Annotated in this window: 20 protein-coding genes; 12 read left to right on the top strand and 8 right to left on the bottom strand. The window is 41.8% G+C overall.

All coding sequences use genetic code 11. From position 1 onward, the window contains the following. Positions 1-43: 43 nt before the first annotated feature. The 3 genes from MOF34_RS18320 to mreBH all read right to left on the bottom strand — a co-directional run bounded on the left by MOF34_RS18320 (position 44) and on the right by mreBH (position 2,630). Entirely contained in the window at positions 44-1,276 is a 1,233-nt protein-coding gene (locus tag MOF34_RS18320; protein ID WP_268401224.1) for an aminopeptidase, read from the bottom strand. Between the two features lie 111 nt (positions 1,277-1,387). Beyond that, a complete protein-coding gene (locus MOF34_RS18315; RefSeq protein WP_019714264.1) occupies positions 1,388-1,522 on the bottom strand; it encodes a protein YkpC in 135 nt (44 codons plus the stop codon). 100 nt (positions 1,523-1,622) lie between these two features. Next, positions 1,623-2,630 (bottom strand): cell shape-determining protein MreBH, encoded by a 1,008-nt coding sequence (gene mreBH, locus MOF34_RS18310; RefSeq protein ID WP_268401222.1) that lies wholly within the window; start codon positions 2,628-2,630, stop codon positions 1,623-1,625. A 282-nt stretch (positions 2,631-2,912) separates the two neighbouring features. Here mreBH and abhA point away from each other — a divergent pair, with 282 nt between their 5' ends. The 5 genes from abhA (at position 2,913) to ade (ending at position 8,141) form a co-directional block, all read left to right on the top strand. Further along, on the top strand, positions 2,913-3,191 hold the full coding sequence (abhA, locus tag MOF34_RS18305; protein ID WP_019714266.1) for a transcriptional regulator AbhA: 279 nt from the start codon (positions 2,913-2,915) through the stop codon (positions 3,189-3,191). Positions 3,192-3,384: 193 nt separating this feature from the next. Then, positions 3,385-4,671, top strand: coding sequence for a two-component sensor histidine kinase KinC (gene kinC / locus MOF34_RS18300; RefSeq protein WP_019714267.1), 1,287 nt, complete (start codon positions 3,385-3,387; stop codon positions 4,669-4,671). A 16-nt stretch (positions 4,672-4,687) separates the two neighbouring features. Continuing rightward, positions 4,688-5,515, top strand: coding sequence for a gamma-glutamylcyclotransferase (locus tag MOF34_RS18295; protein WP_268401221.1), 828 nt, complete (start codon positions 4,688-4,690; stop codon positions 5,513-5,515). 72 nt (positions 5,516-5,587) lie between these two features. Further along, on the top strand, positions 5,588-6,253 hold the full coding sequence (ktrC, locus tag MOF34_RS18290) for a Ktr system potassium transporter KtrC (protein WP_019714269.1): 666 nt from the start codon (positions 5,588-5,590) through the stop codon (positions 6,251-6,253). Between the two features lie 154 nt (positions 6,254-6,407). After that, complete coding sequence (ade, locus tag MOF34_RS18285; RefSeq protein WP_268401220.1) at positions 6,408-8,141, top strand: adenine deaminase; 1,734 nt, start codon at positions 6,408-6,410, stop codon at positions 8,139-8,141. A 34-nt stretch (positions 8,142-8,175) separates the two neighbouring features. Here ade and rnjA read toward each other — a convergent pair whose 3' ends face one another. Beyond that, positions 8,176-9,843, bottom strand: a complete 1,668-nt coding sequence (rnjA, locus tag MOF34_RS18280) for a ribonuclease J1 (protein ID WP_019714271.1) — start codon at positions 9,841-9,843, stop codon at positions 8,176-8,178. 5 nt (positions 9,844-9,848) lie between these two features. Then, positions 9,849-10,058 carry an RNA polymerase subunit omega 1 gene (rnpZA, locus tag MOF34_RS18275; protein ID WP_019714272.1) on the bottom strand — a complete coding sequence of 70 codons (210 nt, stop codon included), beginning with the start codon at positions 10,056-10,058 and terminating at the stop codon, positions 9,849-9,851. Between the two features lie 382 nt (positions 10,059-10,440). Here rnpZA and MOF34_RS18270 point away from each other — a divergent pair, with 382 nt between their 5' ends. Next, positions 10,441-11,214, top strand: coding sequence for a Cof-type HAD-IIB family hydrolase (locus tag MOF34_RS18270; RefSeq protein WP_268401219.1), 774 nt, complete (start codon positions 10,441-10,443; stop codon positions 11,212-11,214). A gap of 35 nt (positions 11,215-11,249) precedes the next feature. On the opposite strand, the gene def is transcribed toward MOF34_RS18270, so the two are convergent. Both def and MOF34_RS18260 read right to left on the bottom strand, forming a co-directional pair. Further along, positions 11,250-11,804: a peptide deformylase gene (def, locus tag MOF34_RS18265; protein WP_019714274.1), complete on the bottom strand. Its 555-nt coding sequence runs from the start codon at positions 11,802-11,804 to the stop codon at positions 11,250-11,252. A 109-nt stretch (positions 11,805-11,913) separates the two neighbouring features. Next, positions 11,914-12,066: a YjcZ family sporulation protein gene (locus MOF34_RS18260; RefSeq protein ID WP_019714275.1), complete on the bottom strand. Its 153-nt coding sequence runs from the start codon at positions 12,064-12,066 to the stop codon at positions 11,914-11,916. 207 nt (positions 12,067-12,273) lie between these two features. Between MOF34_RS18260 and MOF34_RS18255 the strand changes: the two genes are divergently transcribed. The 5 genes from MOF34_RS18255 (at position 12,274) to lpdA (ending at position 18,324) form a co-directional block, all read left to right on the top strand. Continuing rightward, the gene (locus MOF34_RS18255) at positions 12,274-12,945 is read left to right on the top strand and encodes a YkyA family protein (protein WP_268401218.1); all 672 of its coding nucleotides are present in this window, start codon (positions 12,274-12,276) and stop codon (positions 12,943-12,945) included. A gap of 422 nt (positions 12,946-13,367) precedes the next feature. After that, positions 13,368-14,483: a pyruvate dehydrogenase (acetyl-transferring) E1 component subunit alpha gene (pdhA, locus tag MOF34_RS18250; RefSeq protein ID WP_268401217.1), complete on the top strand. Its 1,116-nt coding sequence runs from the start codon at positions 13,368-13,370 to the stop codon at positions 14,481-14,483. Between the two features lie 3 nt (positions 14,484-14,486). Further along, positions 14,487-15,464: a pyruvate dehydrogenase complex E1 component subunit beta gene (pdhB, locus tag MOF34_RS18245; protein ID WP_003222291.1), complete on the top strand. Its 978-nt coding sequence runs from the start codon at positions 14,487-14,489 to the stop codon at positions 15,462-15,464. Between the two features lie 114 nt (positions 15,465-15,578). After that, positions 15,579-16,907 (top strand): pyruvate dehydrogenase complex dihydrolipoyllysine-residue acetyltransferase, encoded by a 1,329-nt coding sequence (pdhC, locus tag MOF34_RS18240; RefSeq protein ID WP_268401216.1) that lies wholly within the window; start codon positions 15,579-15,581, stop codon positions 16,905-16,907. Between the two features lie 4 nt (positions 16,908-16,911). Continuing rightward, the gene (gene lpdA / locus MOF34_RS18235; RefSeq protein ID WP_019714277.1) at positions 16,912-18,324 is read left to right on the top strand and encodes a dihydrolipoyl dehydrogenase; all 1,413 of its coding nucleotides are present in this window, start codon (positions 16,912-16,914) and stop codon (positions 18,322-18,324) included. A gap of 44 nt (positions 18,325-18,368) precedes the next feature. Here lpdA and slp read toward each other — a convergent pair whose 3' ends face one another. After that, positions 18,369-18,743 (bottom strand): peptidoglycan-associated lipoprotein Slp, encoded by a 375-nt coding sequence (gene slp / locus MOF34_RS18230; protein WP_019714278.1) that lies wholly within the window; start codon positions 18,741-18,743, stop codon positions 18,369-18,371. Between the two features lie 420 nt (positions 18,744-19,163). Between slp and MOF34_RS18225 the strand changes: the two genes are divergently transcribed. Beyond that, complete coding sequence (locus MOF34_RS18225; protein WP_079996350.1) at positions 19,164-19,283, top strand: GapA-binding peptide SR1P; 120 nt, start codon at positions 19,164-19,166, stop codon at positions 19,281-19,283. Positions 19,284-19,320: the final 37 nt, after the last annotated feature.

Genomic DNA, 19,320 nt, shown 5'->3' with positions numbered 1-19,320 from the left:
CGTTTTCTCTACAAGCTGAGGAGGCGAAAAGCCTCCTTTTGTTTTAAAAAGCCCAATTTCCGTTTCTGAAGATAGGCTCTCTTTTTCCGTCTGACGTAATTCCGTCAATATTCATATCCTTAGAACCAATCATAAAGTCCACGTGTGTAATGCTTTCATTTAAACCCTCTTTAACAAGCTCCTCACGAGACATCTGTTTTCCGCCTTCAATGTTAAAGGCATATGCACTTCCGATCGCCAAATGATTTGACGCGTTTTCATCAAACAATGTGTTATAGAAAAGAATATTTGATTGTGATATAGGTGAATCGTAAGGAATAAGTGCCACTTCACCTAAATAGTGAGAACCCTCATCTGTTTCCACCAGTTCTTTTAAAATGTCCTCACCTTTTTCAGCTTTAATATCGATTATACGGCCATTTTTAAACGTGAGGGTGAAGTTTTCAATAATATTTCCGCCGTAGCTTAACGGTTTTGTGCTTGATACCACTCCGTCGACCCCGTCCTTTTGCGGAAGCGTAAATACTTCTTCTGTCGGCATATTGGCCATAAACTCATGGCCGCTCTCACTCACGCTCCCAGCACCAGCCCAAACATGTTTCCTAGGAAGCTTAATTGTTAAATCAGTTCCTTCTGCTTGATAATGTAGAGCAGCGTAATGTCTCTCGTTCAAATGGTCAACTTTTTCATGAAGATTTTGATCATGATTCATCCACGCTTGAACAGGGTTGTCTTCGTTTACACGCGTCGCTTTAAAAATTTCTTCCCACAGAAGCTGAATAGCTTCCTCCTCTGATTTGCCAGGAAAGACTTTTTGAGCCCAGCCCGCTGACGCCGCACCTACGACAGTCCAGCTGACTTTGTCTGATTGAATATATTGTCTGTATGTATGTAATGCTTTGCCTTCTGCTTTTTGGAAGGCAGCAATCCGTTTAGAATCTACACCTTTTAGCAAGTCTGGGTTTGACGACACAACAGAGATGAAAGCGGCTCCCTTTTTAGCGAGCTCTTCTCTGCCTTTTGCTTCCCATTCAGGGTATTCTTCAAAAGCTTCAAACGGCGCGAGTTCATATTTTAATTTGGAGACTTCGTCATCCTGCCAATTCACCGTAACATTTTTTGCACCTTTTTCATATGCATGTTTCACAATTAAGCGGACAAAATCCCGTACGTTTGTTGAAGCATTTACAACTACATACTGGCCTTTTTGGACGTTTACGCCGACCTCTACAGCCAGTTGCGCATATGTATTTAATTTCTGTGAAAATGAATCCATGAGTCATTCCTCCTTAAACTTTCTTCTCATCATATCAAATATGATCCTATTTAGGAAAGAAAGGAGGCCAAAGTGAAAAACCCAAAACAACATGTCTTGGGTTTTTCGATATTACGGATGATTCAGTTTTACATTGCCGCCTGCAGGCGAATGGGGCATATTTGCTAAAGAAATGCTCATGCCCCCAAGTATAATTCCGCTTAAAATGGCTGCGATCGCTACTCTTCTTCCTAAATCTCTTAGCATCTGTTTCCTCCTTAACATTTCTCCATTCCCCACAATATGAAGGGAGTAAGGAAAAAAGAAGCAAGAAATTTACTGTATGTAAGATTTTTTCAGGAAAAGACTATTTAACCGCCTTTTGAAGCTTATCAATCACTTCTAAAGAACGGCCGGTGCCGACTGCCACACATTCAAGCGGGTTTTGCGCCACGTGTACAGGCACGACAATCTCCTCTGTGAGCCATTCTTTAATCCCGTTAAGGAGCGCGCCGCCGCCTGTTAAAATAACGCCGCGGTCAACAATATCTCCGCTCAATTCAGGGGGGCAGTCCTCAAGTGTAGCTCTGATAGCTTCGAGTATATGGAGGAGAGATTCACGCATTGCATCTTGAATTTCATTAGATTGAAGCATAATGGTTTTTGGAAGGCCTGTCACGAGGTCGCGTCCCCGAATTTCTATTGCTTCAGGAACATGCTCAATCAAGGCATGGCCAATTTCCATTTTCACCTGCTCAGCTGTGCGTTCGCCAATCAGTAAATTGTATTTTTTCCGGACGAAAGAAACGATATCCTCATCAAGCTGGTCCCCGCCTATTCTGATAGAGTGGCAGGAAACAACGCCGCCGAAGGAAATGATGGCGACTTCTGTCGTCCCTCCGCCGATATCCACTACCACATTGGCTACCGGCTCATCGACCGGTAAATCCGCCCCGATAGCGGCTGCTACTGGCTCTTCAATTAAATGGACGTTTTTAGCGCCGCAATTTTTCACCGCATCACTGATGGCCCGGCGTTCTACTGCTGTTGAGCCTGAAGGTGTGCAAACGACTACGTTCGGTTTTCTGAATGACATGCCGATACTTTTTGCGGCTTTCTTCATAATGTGTTTTAGCAGGTCGGTTGTCATATCATAGTCTGCGATAACGCCATCTTTCATCGGTCTGACAGCGACAATTTTTCCCGGTGTTTTACCGATCATGTTTTTCGCGTCAGCCCCGATTGCAAGAACTGCTTTTGTTGTTGTATCCACTGCGACAACAGATGGTTCATTTAAGATAATCCCTTTATTTTTGCTGTAAACAAGTATATTAGCTGTTCCTAAGTCAATCCCAATTTCAGTTGATTGAAACATGTTTTCACCCAATCTTTATCCTGATTTTATATGATTCTACATTTAAAGTTTCTAAGAAATGAAGCGATTTTTGGGGGTGTGCGTCGGTAAAGAAATGTTTTTGTAAAAAAATGCGGAACTGTGTAACAGAAGTAATACATTTTTCGGTTTTATGGAAAAAATATCTTGTAATACTTTATAGACAGCGGGAAACTTTTTGTAAGTTTCGTACGTCTACGATATATTGAGGTACATCCTTAAACATTACATGAGAAAGAAACATTTAAAGGAAGAAGGGTTTTTATGAAATCAATAGGTGTTGTAAGAAAAGTAGATGAATTAGGTCGTATTGTCATGCCGATAGAATTAAGAAGGGCACTTGATATTGCTATAAAAGACAGCATTGAGTTTTTTGTTGACGGGGATAAAATTATCTTGAAAAAGTACAAGCCTCAGGGTGTCTGTTTAATGACCGGAGAAATCACTTCAGAAAATAAAGAATACGGCAACGGTAAAATTACGTTAAGTCCTGAAGGTGCACAGCTGCTACTCGAAGAAATTCAAGCCGCTTTAAAAGAATAATATCATGTTATGAAAAAGGCGGAGCGATAGAATCTCCGTCTTTTTTTCGTGCCAATTTCTGATTAAAGCCGCCTAAAATATGACATCATGAATATTAGGTAATGAATGATTTGGGATACTTTACATATTTTACTCAATTATTTTGTCGAATAATGGTACAATAAGTAGAGAAACACAAGCGGCAGGTGGTCATATGAGAAAATATCAAGCTCGTATCATTTCCATCATTTTGGCAATGATATTTATTATGTTTTGGGATTATTTATTTTATATTATAGGCAAAAATCCGATTAATTGGCCTGTTGATATTGTGTATACTGCAGTCACGATAGTAAGTGTTTGGATGCTGGCTTATTATGTCGATGAGAAACAGCAGCTGATTAAGAAAATGAAGGATAATGAATGGAAGTATAAACAGCTTTCTGAAGAAAAAAACCGCATCATGGATAATCTGCAGGAAATCGTATTTCAAACGAATGCAAAAGGCGAAATTACATATTTAAACCAAGCGTGGGCATCCATAACCGGCTTTTCAATCAGTGAATGTATGGGAACGATGTATAATGATTACTTCATAAAAGAAAAGCACGTAGCCGACCACATTAACAGCCAAATTCAAAACAGAGCGTCTTCTGGCATGTTTACGGCAAAATACGTGAAAAAGAGCGGCACGATTTTTTGGGGAGAAGTTCATTATAAACTTTACTACGACCGAGATGACCAATTTACAGGCAGCCTGGGTACAATGTCAGATATTACTGAGCGGAAAGAGGCTGAAGATGAGCTCATTGAGATTAATGAACGGCTGGCGAGAGAATCTCAAAAACTGTCAATTACGAGTGAGCTTGCTGCTGGTATTGCACACGAGGTCAGAAACCCTTTAACATCTGTCAGCGGTTTCCTTCAGATTATGAAAACACAATATCCGGAAAGAAAAGGCTATTTTGACATCATCTTTTCAGAGATTAAAAGAATTGATTTGGTGCTCAGCGAGCTGTTGCTGCTTGCAAAACCGCAGGCGGTCACATTTAAAATGCATCAGCTTAACGAGATACTGAAACAAGTCACGACATTGCTTGATACCAATGCTATTCTGTCCAATATCGTCATAGAAAAAGATTTCAAAGAGACAGATGGCTGTATCATTAACGGAGACGAAAATCAGCTGAAGCAGGTTTTTATCAATATCATAAAAAATGGAATTGAGGCAATGCCAAAAGGCGGTGTCGTAACCATTTCGACTGCTAAAACAGCCTCTCATGCAGTGATAAGCGTTAAAGATGAAGGGAACGGCATGCCGCAGGAAAAGCTTAAACAAATTGGCAAACCTTTTTATTCAACAAAAGAAAAGGGCACCGGACTCGGACTTGCCATTTGTTTGAGAATTTTGAAAGAACATGACGGGGAATTGAAAATCGAAAGTGAAGCTGGAAAAGGCAGCGTCTTTCAAGTTGTTTTGCCTTTAACATCAGACACCTGAGAGGGGGAACATGAAGATGAACTCGCTTCTGTTTGTATACGGAACATTAAGAAAACATGAAGAAAATCATCACCTGCTTGCTCAATCGGCATGTATCAATGAGCAGGCCAGGACGAAGGGATGTCTGTTCGCTGCAAAAGAGGGACCCGCAGCCGTTTTTGAAAATGAGGGCTATATATGCGGCGAGGTATATGAAGCAGACGAATTATGTATACATAAGCTCGATCAATTTTATCAAGGCTATGATAAACAAACAGTGCATGTAGAAACGGATGCCGGGATCAAAAAAGCGCTTGTTTATTTTATGAACAAAGATGAGTGTGCCGGCTTTCCGATAATAAACAGCGGCGACTGGAAAGAACATCAGATGATCAGCAAATCGAAAAATCCTGTTTATTATTTTGCCTATGGGTCCTGCATGGACAATGTCCGCTTTCAGAAGTCAGGAGTCGATCACTATTTTCAAGATCCAGTGGGAAGAGCTGTTTTAAAAGGGTACACAACCCGATTCACCCTAAAAAGGAAAGACGGGTCAAGAGCGGATATGATGGAAGACGGTGGAACAACAGAAGGCGTTTTATATCGTATTCCTTTCTCTGCTCTCTCCTATCTGTACAAAAGGGAAGGTGTTGAATCTCTCACGTATCGGCCGGCATTTGTAGACGTTGAGGCAGACGGAAGGCGTTACACAGACTGCTTAACCTTTCTCGTCCTCCAAAAAGAAGCGGAAACTGCTCCGCCCCAGCACTATCAGATTGAAATTGAACGCGGAGCGAAGATGTATTTGTCACCGGGGTTTGCTGAAAAGCTCAAGCGGCATATGAATTCGCTCCCAAAAGGTTAAACGAAATTAACACTGTTACAGAAGAATATGATAAAATTTGATCAATATGAAGTCAGGTAAAGGAGCACCATTATGAAAAAAGAATTTGCGGTAATTGGACTTGGCCGTTTTGGTGGCAGTATTTGCAAAGCATTAAGTGAAGAAGGCGTCGAGGTTATGGCGATGGATATCGATGAAGATAAAGTCAACGAGTATGCCAAGATTGCATCCCACGCCGTTATCGGTGATTCAACAGACGAATCTGTCCTGAAAAATTTGGGTCTGCGAAATTTTGACCACGTCATTGTAGCAATTGGAGAAAATATTCAAGCGAGTATTTTAACAACTCTCATTCTGAAAGAACTTGGCGTTCATACCATTACAGTGAAGGCACAGAACGATTATCACGAAAAAGTGCTCTCTAAAATCGGTGCCGATCACATCATCCACCCGGAACGCGATATGGCAAAACGTATTGCGCATAACATTGTGTCCAACAACGTACTTGATTATTTGGAGCTGTCTGAAGAGCACAGTATTGTTGAAATTGTGGCTAACAGCCGCCTGGCGGGAAATACGCTTCTCGATTTAGATATTCGTGCGAAATACGGTATTAACATCGTAGCTATCAAAAGGGGCAAGGAAGTCATCGTATCACCTCTTGCGACGGAAGTGATACATCAAGAAGATATCCTCATCGTTATTGGATCAGATACAGACATTTCCCGTTTCGAAAAAAGAGTTCTTCATACCAAATAGCAGTAAAATAAGCCGTCCCAAAGGGCGGTGTTTTTACTATTGTCAGAATATAACAACTTTAATGAAATGAGCGTCAATTTCTTAAAATTTTATTGACTAAGCATAGGCGTTCCGATAGCATATTGTACCATATAATAAAAGAGGAGGGGCCTATATGAATAAAGAAGCGCTGGTCAATAGGCTGAATGCTTCAGCCCGAAGACAAAAAGCTGATATCGTCATTAAGAACGGAAAAATCATGGACGTATATAATCAAGAGTGGATATATGAAGATATTGCGATTACAGATGGAGTCATTGTAGGCCTCGGCGAGTATGAAGGCGAAAATATCATTGATGCGGAGGGGCAAATGATTGTTCCGGGTTTTATTGATGGACATGTACATATTGAGTCATCAATGGTTACACCAATAGAATTCGCTAAAGCGATACTGCCACATGGCGTGACGACCGTTGTTACCGATCCGCATGAAATCGCGAATGTGTCTGGGGAAAAAGGGATTGCATTCATGATTGAACAGGCTCGGCAAACACCGCTGAATATCCATTTTATGCTCCCCTCCAGTGTGCCTGCCGCAAGCTTTGAGCGATCAGGCGCAGTGCTAAAAGCTGCCGATTTAAAGCCTTTTTACAAAGAGGGAGAAGTATTGGGGCTGGCTGAAGTTATGGATTATGTGTCGGTTCAGCAGGCTGAAGAAGATATGGTTCAGAAACTGCTTGATGCCCGTATTGCAGGAAAGCAGATAGACGGTCATTTGGCGGGGTTATCTACAGATCTCATTAACATATATAGAACCGCATTGGTCTTAAACGATCATGAAGTAACGACGAAGGAAGAAGCCCTCGATCGTATTAGAAGGGGAATGTATGTGATGATGCGTGAAGGGTCAGTCGCCAAAAACACTCTCAATGTGCTGCCGGCGGTGAATGAAAAGAACGCGCGCCGTTTCTTCTTCTGTACGGATGATAAGCATGTGGATGATTTATTGTCAGAGGGTAGTGTGAATCATCAGGTGAAAATGGCGATTCAAGCCGGACTAAACCCGTTTTTAGCCTATCAATTAGGAAGCCTTAACGCAGCCGAATGCTATGGATTAGATACAAAGGGAGCGATTGCCCCAGGTTTTGACGCTGATTTGCTCTTTGTATCTGATCTGGAAAACGTCACTGTCACAATGACGATGGTCAAAGGACAGACTGTTGCTGAAGGCAGCAAAGTAATGTATCAAGATAGCTCTTCAACGGCGGCACCAGAACCAGCACTGCTTAATTCTGTTAAGCTAGCTGCTCCTCTTAACAAACAGAATTTTTATATGCCAATTGATTCAAAGCAGGAGATCAATGTGATTCAAATTATTCCAAATCAGCTTGAAACACGGTTGATACATGTCGAGGCTCCTAATGCTCGTGATTTTGAGTCTGACATTGAGCTCGACTTGTTAAAGATTGCAGTTGTTGAGCGGCATAATGGTTTAAAAGAAATCGGGCTTGGTGTTGTGAAAGGATTTGGGTTGAAGAGCGGAGCGATTGCTACAACCATTTCGCACGATTCCCATAATATTATTGCCGTCGGAACAAATGATGCCGATATTGCGGCTGCAGTAAATAAGCTGCAGGAAATTGGCGGAGGGTTAACGGTCATAAAAAATGGAGAAGAGCTTCATTCAGTACCGCTGCCGATTGCGGGGTTATTATCCGACCAATCTGCAGAACAAGTGAATCAAAGCTTACTGACGCTGCATGATAAATTGTCGTTAGTCGGTTTCACAGGTGGGTTTAATCCATTTTTGACGCTGTCGTTTTTAGCTTTGCCTGTCATTCCTGACATCAAAATGACGACAACAGGTTTATTTGATGTAAAATCATTTCAGCATATTGCATTGCAATAAAAAAAGATGCACTCACTTTGGAGTGCATCTTTTTTTAAACCTCCATGATGATCGGTAGGATCATCGGACGGCGTTTCGTTTTTTCATATAAGAACGGCGCAAGCGTGTCTGTAATCTCATTTTTGATTTCGGACCATTGAGTGGTTTTTCGTTCCATCACTTTTTGTAGGTGGTTTGAGATAAGCTCTTGAGCGTCATTGATTAAGTCGCCAGATTCTCTCATGTACACAAATCCTCTGGAAATCAAATCAGGGCCCGCTGAAATCTTAAAGCCATCCATATCAATGCTGACAACCACAATGACAAGACCTTCCTCAGAAAGAATTCTGCGGTCGCGAAGCACGATATTGCCAATATCACCGATGCCGCTTCCGTCAATGTATACTGAACCGGACGGGATTTTACCGGCAACTGAAGCTTCATCGCCTTTAAGCGCCAATACTTCACCATTATCCATGATAAAGCAGTTTTCTTCAGGGATGCCACAATCTGTTGCAAGTTTGACATGCATCTTTTGCATTCTGTACTCACCGTGAATCGGCATGAAGAATTTAGGCTTGATTAAACGAAGCATCAGCTTCTGTTCTTCCTGTCCGCCGTGACCGGATGTATGGATATCATTAAGAGGTCCGTGAATAACCTCGGCCCCCGCGCGATATAGCTGGTTGATCGTCCGGCTTACGCTGATTGTGTTGCCTGGGATAGGGGACGAAGAAAATACGACTGTATCTCCAGGATTAATTGAAATTTGGCGGTGTGTCCCGTTTGCAATTCTTGATAATGCCGCCATCGGTTCCCCTTGGCTTCCTGTACATAAAATTGTTACTTTATTGGCAGGCAAACGATTGATTTCGTTATGCTCAATAAATGTATTTTTAGGACAGTTAATATATCCGAGAGTTTGTCCGATTTCAATAGCCGATTCCATACTGCGTCCAAATACGGCAACTTTTCTTCCTTTTAATACAGCAGCCTCAATTACCTGCTGCAAGCGGTGGATATTCGACGCAAACGTAGCGAAGATAATACGGCCGTCTACCTTGCGGAAAATGTCATGAATGCTTTCTCCGACACGGCGTTCAGACATAGTGAACTCTGGGTTCTCACTATTTGTGCTGTCTGAAAGGAGGCACAGAACGCCTTCTTTTCCGATTTCGGCCATTTTTGTCAAGTTTGCTGGCTCTCCGACTGGAGTAAAGTCGAATTTGAAATCTCCAGTATGTACGATGTTTCCTGGCGGCGTCTTTACAACTATACCGTAAGAATCCGGAATACTATGTGTTGTTCTGAAGAATGACACAGCCGTTTTGCGGAACTTTACGATATCATCTTCACCGATAATATTCAGCTTCGTCTGTCTTAATAATCCATGCTCTTCAAGTTTATTCCGAAGTAAGCCGATCGCGAGTTTACCGCCGTAAACAGGAACATTCACTTGTCTGAGCAGGTACGGTATACCGCCGATATGGTCTTCGTGCCCGTGGGTGATAAAAAGCCCTTTAATTTTATCTTCATTTTTGACTAAATACGTGTAATCAGGGATCACGTAGTCAATGCCGAGCAGTTCATCCTCGGGAAACTTGATCCCTGCATCAATCAGAACAATTTCATCCTGAAATTGAACTGCGTACGTATTTTTACCGATTTCGCCCAAACCTCCGAGGGCGAAAACAGCAGTCTGATCATTTTTTACAAATTTCATACCGCTCATAACTCCAATACTTTAAAATTTTCGCTCTGTTGTTCATATTCTAAATATGCACCATCAACAGGTGTGATAAACTCAATATTAAATTTCTTCTCTTTCAGCTTTGTTCTGACGTCACGCTCAGATACGCCTTCAATATAAAGTGAATCTGTCTTTTCCCGAACAGGTACTTCGTCAGCCTTTTCTTGATAAAATACCTTATAAATCATCCAAATCTCTCCTTAAATGCCGTATGTTAGACTCGCTTACTCTATTATATTCGAAAACGGAATATAAGGAAAGCCTTGAGCAAAATAAGGATCTCTCAAAAAGTGAAAGATCCCTTGTCAGGCAATGGCTTTCTTGCGGAGCATTCCGTTCCATTGTCTTCTGAGTTTCTTTCTTAATTTGCGCAGCATTGGTGTCAGTCCCTCCTTTAATAAACATTTGTCCAGAGTTTTTTATATGAATAGTATACGGAGGTTGAAAAAGATTTCTCGTGGTTATTAATGGAATTTAACATAATTTTTGAACGAAATAGTTTGCTGAATGGCAATCTTTTTGTATGATGAGGGTGGGAATTGCAGATCAAGACGATAAAGGGGACGTTAGATGGATTCAAAATTAATCTTTTTTGATATTGACGGTACGATATATGATCATGACAAGAATATACCGGAAAGTACGAGAAAAACGGTAGCGGAGCTGCAACGTCAAGGGCATCATGTATTTATTGCCAGCGGGCGGTCTCCTTTTATGGTTAAGCCAATTTTGGAGGAGCTGGGCATACACTCATTTATTTCCTACAATGGGCAGTATGTTGTCTTTGAAAATCAAGTAATTTATAAAAATCCGCTGCCTGAAGAGGCAATCAGGCGCTTATTAATGCAGGCGGGAAAGGGCAAACATCCTGTCGTATTTATGGCTGAGGACGCGATGAAAGCAACTGTTGCGGATCACCCTCATGTTTTGGAGGGAATCGGAAGCCTTAAAACTGATTATCCAGAAACTGATGACCTTTTCTATAAAGGGAAAGAAATTTTTCAGCTTTTATTATTTTGCCAGGATGAAGAAGAAAAAGCTTATGCCGCTTTTCCTGAATTTGATTTAGTGCGCTGGCATGAGTATTCGACTGATGTTCTGCCGCATGGGGGTTCGAAGGCGGAAGGGATCAAAAAAGTGATCGAGCGTCTACCGTTTGATATCAGCGATACATATGCTTTCGGCGACGGATTAAACGATCTGCAAATGATTGAGTATGTCGGGACCGGCGTAGCTATGGGAAATGCTGTTCCTGAATTGAAAGAAATTGCGGACTTTGTAACCAAGCCGGTAGACGAGGATGGAATTGCATACGCTGTGAAAGAACTGGGTCTCTTAAAATAAAGAAACGGCTGGCACTGTGCCAGCCGTTTTTCTTTTTAGCGCTCAATCGCAATTGCATCTTCAGGTTCTTTGAAAGGATTCTCCTTATCAATATGATCATAGAACATAACGCCGTTCAGATGATCAATCTCGTGCTGAAACACAATTGCCGGAAATCCTTTTAAACGGATGTCAATGTTTTCACCTTCAAGGGTTGTTCCTTTCACTCTGATGCGAGCATAGCGGGGAACAAAACCGGGAATCGCTTCATCAACAGACAGACAGCCCTCGCCGCTTGTTAGGTAGCTTTTTTCAACAGAATGGCTGACGATCTTAGGGTTAAACAAAGCATAGCTGTATAACTTACCGGAAGCATCTTCCGCATGAACAGCGATCATTCGTTTTTTGATATTAATTTGAGGAGCTGCGAGTCCTACGCCTGGACGCAGCTTGTATTTTTCGGCTAATTCCGGATTTTGGCTGTTCTTAACGAATTCGATCATGTCGGCCAGCTGCTGTTTTTCTGCATCAGTCGGAGGCAGCTCAACAGGCTCGGCTGTCTCTCTGAGGGCTGGGTGGCCGTCACGTACGATGTTTTCCATAGTAATCAAGAAACTTCACTCCTAAAGCTTAATATGTAAATTATATCGGATTTCTTCACAAAGGTGCAACGAAACAAATGACCAGCCAATTATGGCTGGTCAAGTTCATCCTGTGTAATTAGCAACAGCTTCCGCCTAAATAAGCAGCTCCGACAATGATTAACAGAATGAATAAGACAACGATTAGCGCAAAGGTGCGGCCGTGGCTATAACCGCCATATCCGTAACCACCATAACTGCAGCAGCCTCCACCGTAACCATATCCATACATATTACAAAACCTCCTCTTTTAATTACGCCAGAGCCTTTAGAAGTAGGCATAGCGTCTACTATAACCTATGTAAAAACAGAAAAGTTGTATGGTCATCTGTCCTGATTTTTCATTTTTTTGATTTCAGAGCTGCCCCATCCAGGATAGCTATTGCCAAACGTCCACATGGATTTTATAGTAGAAACTGTCAAGATTGGGGGATTTAACGTGAAAGACGCAATTAAACGGCGGCCCGGAATGAAAATCGGAGCTTTTTGTGTGATGACACTGATATTAACGGGATGCATGGGACAGGACCCGGTTGATTCACTTCATCATTCATTAGAAAAAGCTGCGGAATTGGAAAAGCCGTTTCTAGAAGAACAGAGAACGCTCGAAGAATTAGAGGCAAAAGAAAATCAGCTTTATGATGATGTTATGAAGCTCAATATGGATGACTATAAAAAAATTGTTGCTTTATCTAACGAAGCGCTAGAAAATGTCAGCAAGCGCGAAGCACATCTGAAGATTGAAAATGACAGTATCAAAAAGTCGGAATCGGAGTTTGAGGAAGCAAAAACGTCTGCTGATCAAATTAAGGATAAACACATAAAAGAAAAGGCCGATGCCGCAGTAAGCCATATGAAGAAAAGATATGCATCATATGGCTCGATGTATGAGGAATATAAAAAAGCGCTTCAGCTTAATAAAAAGCTGTATATGAAGCTGAAAGATAAAGACTTGGCGCGAGATGATCTGGATAAGCAGATCGATAAAGTCAATACTTCTTATGAAGAGGTCCTTCAATACAGCGGAGAATTTAATGAACAAACAGAAAAATATAATAAAGCCCGGGAAGATCTATATGATGCCGCTGGCTATTACGTGAAAAAGAGCTGACTATGAACAGCTCTTTTTTTAAATAAACAAGATGTCAGTTTCGTTCAAAATTTCCAATTCTATTGTAGTACAGTAAGGTGATGTATACTAGTACAGTTTTAGATACAGCTGGCATCTGTTTTTTTATTGAAAATGTAAAGCGAATACATTTATTAAAAATCAGCGATGAAAACGATTGACGGCTCTTCTTTATTTGGTGTAAACTAATCCATGTTAAGCGGTGTTGTATTAGTTTTTTACAACTTCGAAATAATACAGTTCAAAGCAGAGTGTAACTATCCTACATAAAAGGTTTTGGCAAACTGGGGATCGGCTAAAATATATACGACTTACTGCTAATACTTTAGGGTACCCTAAGTTTGTATGTATAAAAGGAATGCACGTCTAATGACTGTTTAAAAGAAAGGAAGAGGTGACTTAGTATGGCTGCAAAAACGAAAAAAGCTATCGTTGATAGTAAAAAGCAATTTGATGCCATTAAGAAGCAGTTCGAAACGTTCCAAATTTTAAATGAAAAGGGAGAAGTCGTGAATGAAGCGGCGATGCCTGATTTAACAGATGATCAATTAAAAGAGCTAATGCGCCGCATGGTATTTACGCGTGTGCTTGATCAGCGCTCTATCTCATTAAACCGTCAAGGACGTCTCGGATTCTACGCTCCTACTGCGGGTCAAGAAGCTTCTCAGATTGCAACGCATTTCGCGCTTGAAAAAGAAGACTTTGTTCTTCCTGGATACCGTGATGTGCCTCAGTTAATATGGCACGGCCTTCCATTATATCAAGCGTTTCTTTTCTCTCGCGGACATTTCAGAGGAAACCAAATGCCTGATGATGTGAATGCCCTTTCTCCACAAATCATTATCGGTGCTCAATACATTCAAACTGCCGGTGTTGCGCTAGGTCTTAAAAAACGCGGTAAGAAAGCTGTCGCAATCACTTACACTGGTGACGGCGGAGCTTCACAAGGGGACTTCTACGAAGGAATTAACTTTGCCGGCGCTTATAAAGCACCTGCAATCTTCGTAGTACAAAACAACCGCTATGCGATTTCAACTCCGGTTGAAAAACAATCTGCGGCTGAAACAATTGCACAAAAAGCAGTAGCTGCAGGTATTGTCGGCGTACAAGTAGACGGAATGGATCCGCTTGCTGTATACGCTGCAACTGCTGAAGCACGCGAACGCGCAATCAACGGCGAAGGCCCGACGCTAATTGAAACACTTACATTCCGTTACGGCCCGCACACAATGGCTGGTGACGATCCGACTAAATATCGCACAAAAGAAATCGAGAATGAGTGGGAACAAAAAGATCCGCTTGTACGCTTCCGTGCGTTCCTTGAAAACAAAGGCCTATGGTCTGAAGAAGAAGAAGCAAAAGTAATTGAGGATGCGAAAGAAGAAATTAAACAAGCGATCAAAAAAGCTGATGGTGAGCCGAAGCAAAAAGTAACTGATTTAATGAAAATCATGTACGAAAAAATGCCTCACAACCTTGAGGAGCAATTTGAAATTTATACACAGAAGGAGTCGAAGTAAGCCATGGCGCAAATGACAATGATTCAAGCAATCACGGATGCGTTACGCACAGAACTGAAAAATGACGAAAATGTCTTAGTTTTCGGAGAAGACGTTGGTGTTAACGGCGGCGTATTCCGTGCGACAGAAGGATTGCAAAAAGAATTCGGTGAAGACCGTGTGTTTGACACGCCACTTGCTGAATCTGGTATCGGCGGTCTTGCCCTTGGTTTAGGCTTAAACGGCTTCCGCCCGGTAATGGAAATCCAATTCTTCGGATTTGTTTACGAAGTAATGGATTCAGTTTCTGGCCAAATGGCTCGTATGCGTTACCGTTCTGGCGGACGCTGGACTTCACCTGTAACAATTCGTTCTCCGTTCGGCGGCGGTGTTCATACTCCTGAGCTTCACGCTGATAGCTTAGAAGGTCTTGTTGCACAACAGCCAGGTATCAAAGTTGTTATTCCATCAACTCCTTACGATGCCAAAGGACTTTTAATTGCTGCGATCAGAGACAATGATCCTGTTGTTTTCTTAGAGCACATGAAACTTTATCGTTCTTTCCGTCAGGAAGTTCCTGAAGAAGAATACACAATTGAGCTTGGCAAAGCTGACGTAAAACGTGAAGGTACTGACCTTTCAATCATCACTTACGGCGCAATGGTTCATGAATCATTAAAGGCTGCCGAGGAGCTTGAAAAAGACGGCATTTCTGCTGAAGTTGTCGACCTTCGTACTGTAAGCCCGCTTGACATTGATACAATCATTGCATCAGTAGAAAAAACAGGACGCGCGATTGTTGTTCAAGAGGCACAAAAACAAGCCGGTATTGCTGCAAACGTAGTAGCAGAAATTAATGACCGTGCGATCTTGAGCTTGGAAGCACCTGTACTTCGCGTGGCTGCGCCTGATACAGTATTTCCTTTCTCTCAAGCGGAGAGCGTATGGCTTCCAAACCATAAAGATGTTCTTGAAACAGCAAGAAAAGTACTTGAATTTTAATCAAACTGCATAATCGAGAGGGAAGATGAACGTTTTCCCTCTATTATATATCTGTTTTCAATGCTTACGTTGTAAACTTTAAAATTGCTTAATCAAACTAGGAGGTCGAGAACTGTGGCATTTGAATTTAAACTTCCAGATATCGGGGAAGGTATCCACGAAGGCGAAATCGTAAAATGGTTTGTCAAGCCTAACGATGAGGTAGACGAGGATGATGTACTGGCTGAAGTCCAAAATGATAAAGCAGTAGTAGAAATTCCTTCACCTGTTAAAGGAAAAGTATTAGAATTAAAAGTTGAAGAGGGAACGGTTGCAACTGTTGGGCAAACGATCATTACGTTTGATGCACCTGGTTACGAAGACCTTCAATTTAAAGGCAGCGAAGAGTCAGATGATGCGAAAACTGAAGCACAAGTTCAGTCAACAGCAGAAGCTGGACAAGACGTTGCGAAAGAAGAGCAAGCACAAGAGCCTGCAAAAGCAACTGGCGCAGGACAGCAGGATCAAGCCGAAGTTGACCCGAACAAACGCGTGATCGCTATGCCTTCTGTACGTAAATATGCTCGTGAAAAAGGCGTAGACATCCGTAATGTTACTGGTTCAGGCAATAACGGACGTGTTGTAAAAGAAGATATCGACAGCTTTGTAAACGGAGGAGCGCAAGAAGCTGCGCCGCAAGAAACAGCTGCACCACAAGAAACAGCTGCTAAACCGGCTGCTGCACCAGCTCCAGAAGGCGAATTCCCAGAAACACGCGAAAAAATGAGCGGTATCCGTAAAGCAATTGCAAAAGCGATGGTTAACTCTAAACACACAGCTCCTCACGTAACGTTAATGGACGAAGTGGACGTAACAAACCTTGTTGCACATCGTAAACAGTTCAAACAGGTTGCTGCTGATCAAGGAATCAAGCTGACTTACTTGCCTTACGTTGTAAAAGCTCTTACATCTGCACTGAAAAAATTCCCTGTTTTAAACACGTCAATTGACGATAAAACAGAAGAAGTAGTCCAAAAACATTACTTCAACATCGGTATCGCTGCTGACACTGAAAAAGGCTTGCTTGTACCGGTTGTGAAAAATGCAGATCGTAAATCTGTCTTTGAAATTTCTGATGAAATTAATGGCCTTGCAACAAAAGCTCGTGAAGGCAAGCTTGCTCCAGCTGAAATGAAAGGCGCATCTTGCACAATTACAAACATCGGTTCTGCCGGCGGACAATGGTTCACTCCGGTTATCAACCATCCAGAAGTTGCGATTCTTGGTATCGGACGCATTGCAGAAAAAGCGATTGTTCGTGATGGCGAAATCGTAGCCGCTCCAGTCTTAGCTCTTTCTCTCAGCTTCGACCACCGTATGATCGACGGAGCAACTGCGCAAAATGCATTAAATCACATCAAGCGTTTACTGAACGATCCACAATTAATTTTAATGGAGGCGTAATGTTATGGTAGTAGGAGATTTCCCTATTGAAACAGATACTCTTGTGATTGGTGCGGGACCTGGTGGCTATGTAGCTGCCATCCGCGCTGCACAGCTTGGACAAAAAGTAACAGTCGTTGAAAAAGCAACTCTTGGAGGCGTTTGTCTAAACGTTGGATGTATCCCTTCAAAAGCGCTGATCAATGCAGGCCACCGTTATGAGAATGCAAAGCATTCTGACGACATGGGGATCACTGCTGAGAACGTATCAGTTGATTTCACAAAAGTTCAAGAATGGAAAACTTCTGTTGTAAACAAGCTTACTGGCGGTGTTGCAGGTCTTCTTAAAGGGAACAAAGTAGATGTTGTAAAAGGTGAAGCTTACTTTGTAGACAGCAATTCAGTTCGTGTTATGGATGAGAACTCTGCTCAAACATACACGTTCAAAAACGCAATTATTGCAACTGGTTCTCGTCCTATCGAATTGCCAAACTTCAAATATACTGAGCGTGTCCTCAATTCAACAGGCGCTTTGGCTCTTAAAGAAATTCCTAAAAAGCTCGTTGTTATCGGCGGCGGCTACATCGGAACTGAGCTTGGAACTGCATATGCTAACTTTGGCACTGAGCTCGTTATTCTTGAAGGCGGAGATGAAATTCTTCCTGGTTTCGAAAAACAAATGAGTTCTCTTGTTACCCGCAGACTGAAGAAAAAAGGCAATGTTGAAATCCATACAAATGCGATGGCTAAAGGCGTTGAAGAAAGACCGGACGGCGTAACAGTTACTTTTGAAGTAAAAGGCGAAGAAAAAACTGTTGATGCTGATTACGTACTGATTACTGTAGGACGCCGTCCAAACACTGATGAGCTTGGCCTTGAGCAAGTCGGTATTGAAATGACGGACCGCGGTGTTGTGAAAACTGACAAACAGTGCCGTACAAGCGTACCTAACATTTATGCAATCGGTGATATCATCGAAGGACCGCCGCTTGCTCACAAAGCATCTTACGAAGGTAAAATCGCAGCAGAAGCTATCGCTGGAGAGCCTGCAGAAATCGATTACCTTGGTATTCCTGCGGTTGTCTTCTCTGAGCCTGAACTTGCATCAGTTGGTTATACTGAAGCACAGGCGAAAGAAGAAGGTCTTGACATTGTTGCTGCTAAATTCCCATTTGCAGCAAACGGCCGTGCGCTTTCCCTCAACGAAACAGACGGCTTCATGAAGCTAATTACTCGTAAAGAGGACGGTCTTGTGATCGGTGCGCAAATCGCCGGCGCAAGTGCTTCTGATATGATTTCTGAGTTAAGCTTAGCGATCGAAGGCGGCATGACTGCTGAAGATATCGCGATGACAATTCACGCTCACCCAACATTGGGCGAAATCACAATGGAAGCAGCTGAAGTGGCAATCGGAAGTCCGATTCACATCGTAAAATAATGCTAATATCAAAAACAGCCCTTGCTTAAAGCGGGGCTGTTTTTTTATTTTGACAGCACATGCTGCAATGGTTTAATGATGTCTTCTTTCTTTTTCACACATCCCTCTATTTTCACCACGACATGACGCTGATCAACGACCATAAGGGTAGGGACGGTTTCAATCTCATCTTCCCAGCCCTCTTTGTTATCATAGACCTTCATTTTATCTATTTGCTCGGGATAGTCTTTTTCTAAATCAAGCAGTGCATCGTAATAGGATGCTTCCTGGTCAATTTGGTTCTCATTAGAAAAAAACAAGATTTGTGTATGATGAATGTTATCAATCCGGCTTTTTTTCACTGGATTGATGGTGGTAAGCGTACAGCCCGATAAAGCAAATACTATTATCAGTATGGGAAATACCGCGCGATATCGCATCTATCTTCTCCTCTGTATAAACAATAGTAAACTAGCTTTAGTTTATCATGAGAGGCAGCTTAATCTGCTCCTTGTTACCTAATTGTTATATAATTGAAACCGTTTTTAAAGTGAGATTACATATCATATCCATCGTTTAAAATAGCAATCTGGTATTATATAGAATTTATTACTGTGTTCTTTCATTAAAGTTCAAGAAAACATGGAATCATGTTATGTTTTTTGCCATATGTATCGATTAATGCTGATGTATGAAGAAATTATTATAGGTGAAAAAATGAAAAAATACGCTATATATATCGATATTTAAGTTAAATGTGTTATACAGTTTGTTGTTGACATTTTGAATGTGACATATTAATATAATAACAACAAAAGAAATTAAGCGTTTTCAAATTTCAAAGAAATGGGGAATGAGAGATGGGTACGATTGTTTGCCAAGATTGCAACGAAGCCATTCATTACTTTGAAGATGAGAAAGTGACTACATTATATGGAACATGTTGCGGACAATGTCAATATCCCGTTGATGAAGAGTAAAAAAGCATGCGGCTCAGGGACTGACCCCATAAGATGA

Origin of the sequence: Bacillus sp. T17B1 (genome assembly GCF_026796395.1) — a bacterium.
In the GTDB taxonomy this organism is placed as follows: domain Bacteria; phylum Bacillota; class Bacilli; order Bacillales; family Bacillaceae; genus Bacillus; species Bacillus spizizenii_A.
The sequence above is the reverse complement of the archived record's forward strand: the minus strand, read 5'-3'. Positions and strand labels throughout refer to the sequence as shown.

What these genes read in the sequence shown, in the direction of transcription:
- rnjA (WP_019714271.1), bottom strand. Translation starts at nt 9,843, where the DNA reads ATGAAATTTGTAAAAAATGATCAGACTGCTGTTTTCGCCCTCGGAGGT.
- ktrC (WP_019714269.1), top strand. Translation starts at nt 5,588, where the DNA reads ATGAAAAAAGAATTTGCGGTAATTGGACTTGGCCGTTTTGGTGGCAGT.
- mreBH (WP_268401222.1), bottom strand. Translation starts at nt 2,630, where the DNA reads ATGTTTCAATCAACTGAAATTGGGATTGACTTAGGAACAGCTAATATA.
- lpdA (WP_019714277.1), top strand. Translation starts at nt 16,912, where the DNA reads ATGGTAGTAGGAGATTTCCCTATTGAAACAGATACTCTTGTGATTGGT.
- MOF34_RS18270 (WP_268401219.1), top strand. Translation starts at nt 10,441, where the DNA reads ATGGATTCAAAATTAATCTTTTTTGATATTGACGGTACGATATATGAT.
- MOF34_RS18315 (WP_019714264.1), bottom strand. Translation starts at nt 1,522, where the DNA reads ATGCTAAGAGATTTAGGAAGAAGAGTAGCGATCGCAGCCATTTTAAGC.
- kinC (WP_019714267.1), top strand. Translation starts at nt 3,385, where the DNA reads ATGAGAAAATATCAAGCTCGTATCATTTCCATCATTTTGGCAATGATA.
- ade (WP_268401220.1), top strand. Translation starts at nt 6,408, where the DNA reads ATGAATAAAGAAGCGCTGGTCAATAGGCTGAATGCTTCAGCCCGAAGA.
- pdhA (WP_268401217.1), top strand. Translation starts at nt 13,368, where the DNA reads ATGGCTGCAAAAACGAAAAAAGCTATCGTTGATAGTAAAAAGCAATTT.
- MOF34_RS18295 (WP_268401221.1), top strand. Translation starts at nt 4,688, where the DNA reads ATGAACTCGCTTCTGTTTGTATACGGAACATTAAGAAAACATGAAGAA.
- pdhB (WP_003222291.1), top strand. Translation starts at nt 14,487, where the DNA reads ATGGCGCAAATGACAATGATTCAAGCAATCACGGATGCGTTACGCACA.
- MOF34_RS18225 (WP_079996350.1), top strand. Translation starts at nt 19,164, where the DNA reads ATGGGTACGATTGTTTGCCAAGATTGCAACGAAGCCATTCATTACTTT.
- slp (WP_019714278.1), bottom strand. Translation starts at nt 18,743, where the DNA reads ATGCGATATCGCGCGGTATTTCCCATACTGATAATAGTATTTGCTTTA.
- rnpZA (WP_019714272.1), bottom strand. Translation starts at nt 10,058, where the DNA reads ATGATTTATAAGGTATTTTATCAAGAAAAGGCTGACGAAGTACCTGTT.
- MOF34_RS18260 (WP_019714275.1), bottom strand. Translation starts at nt 12,066, where the DNA reads ATGTATGGATATGGTTACGGTGGAGGCTGCTGCAGTTATGGTGGTTAC.
- abhA (WP_019714266.1), top strand. Translation starts at nt 2,913, where the DNA reads ATGAAATCAATAGGTGTTGTAAGAAAAGTAGATGAATTAGGTCGTATT.
- MOF34_RS18320 (WP_268401224.1), bottom strand. Translation starts at nt 1,276, where the DNA reads ATGGATTCATTTTCACAGAAATTAAATACATATGCGCAACTGGCTGTA.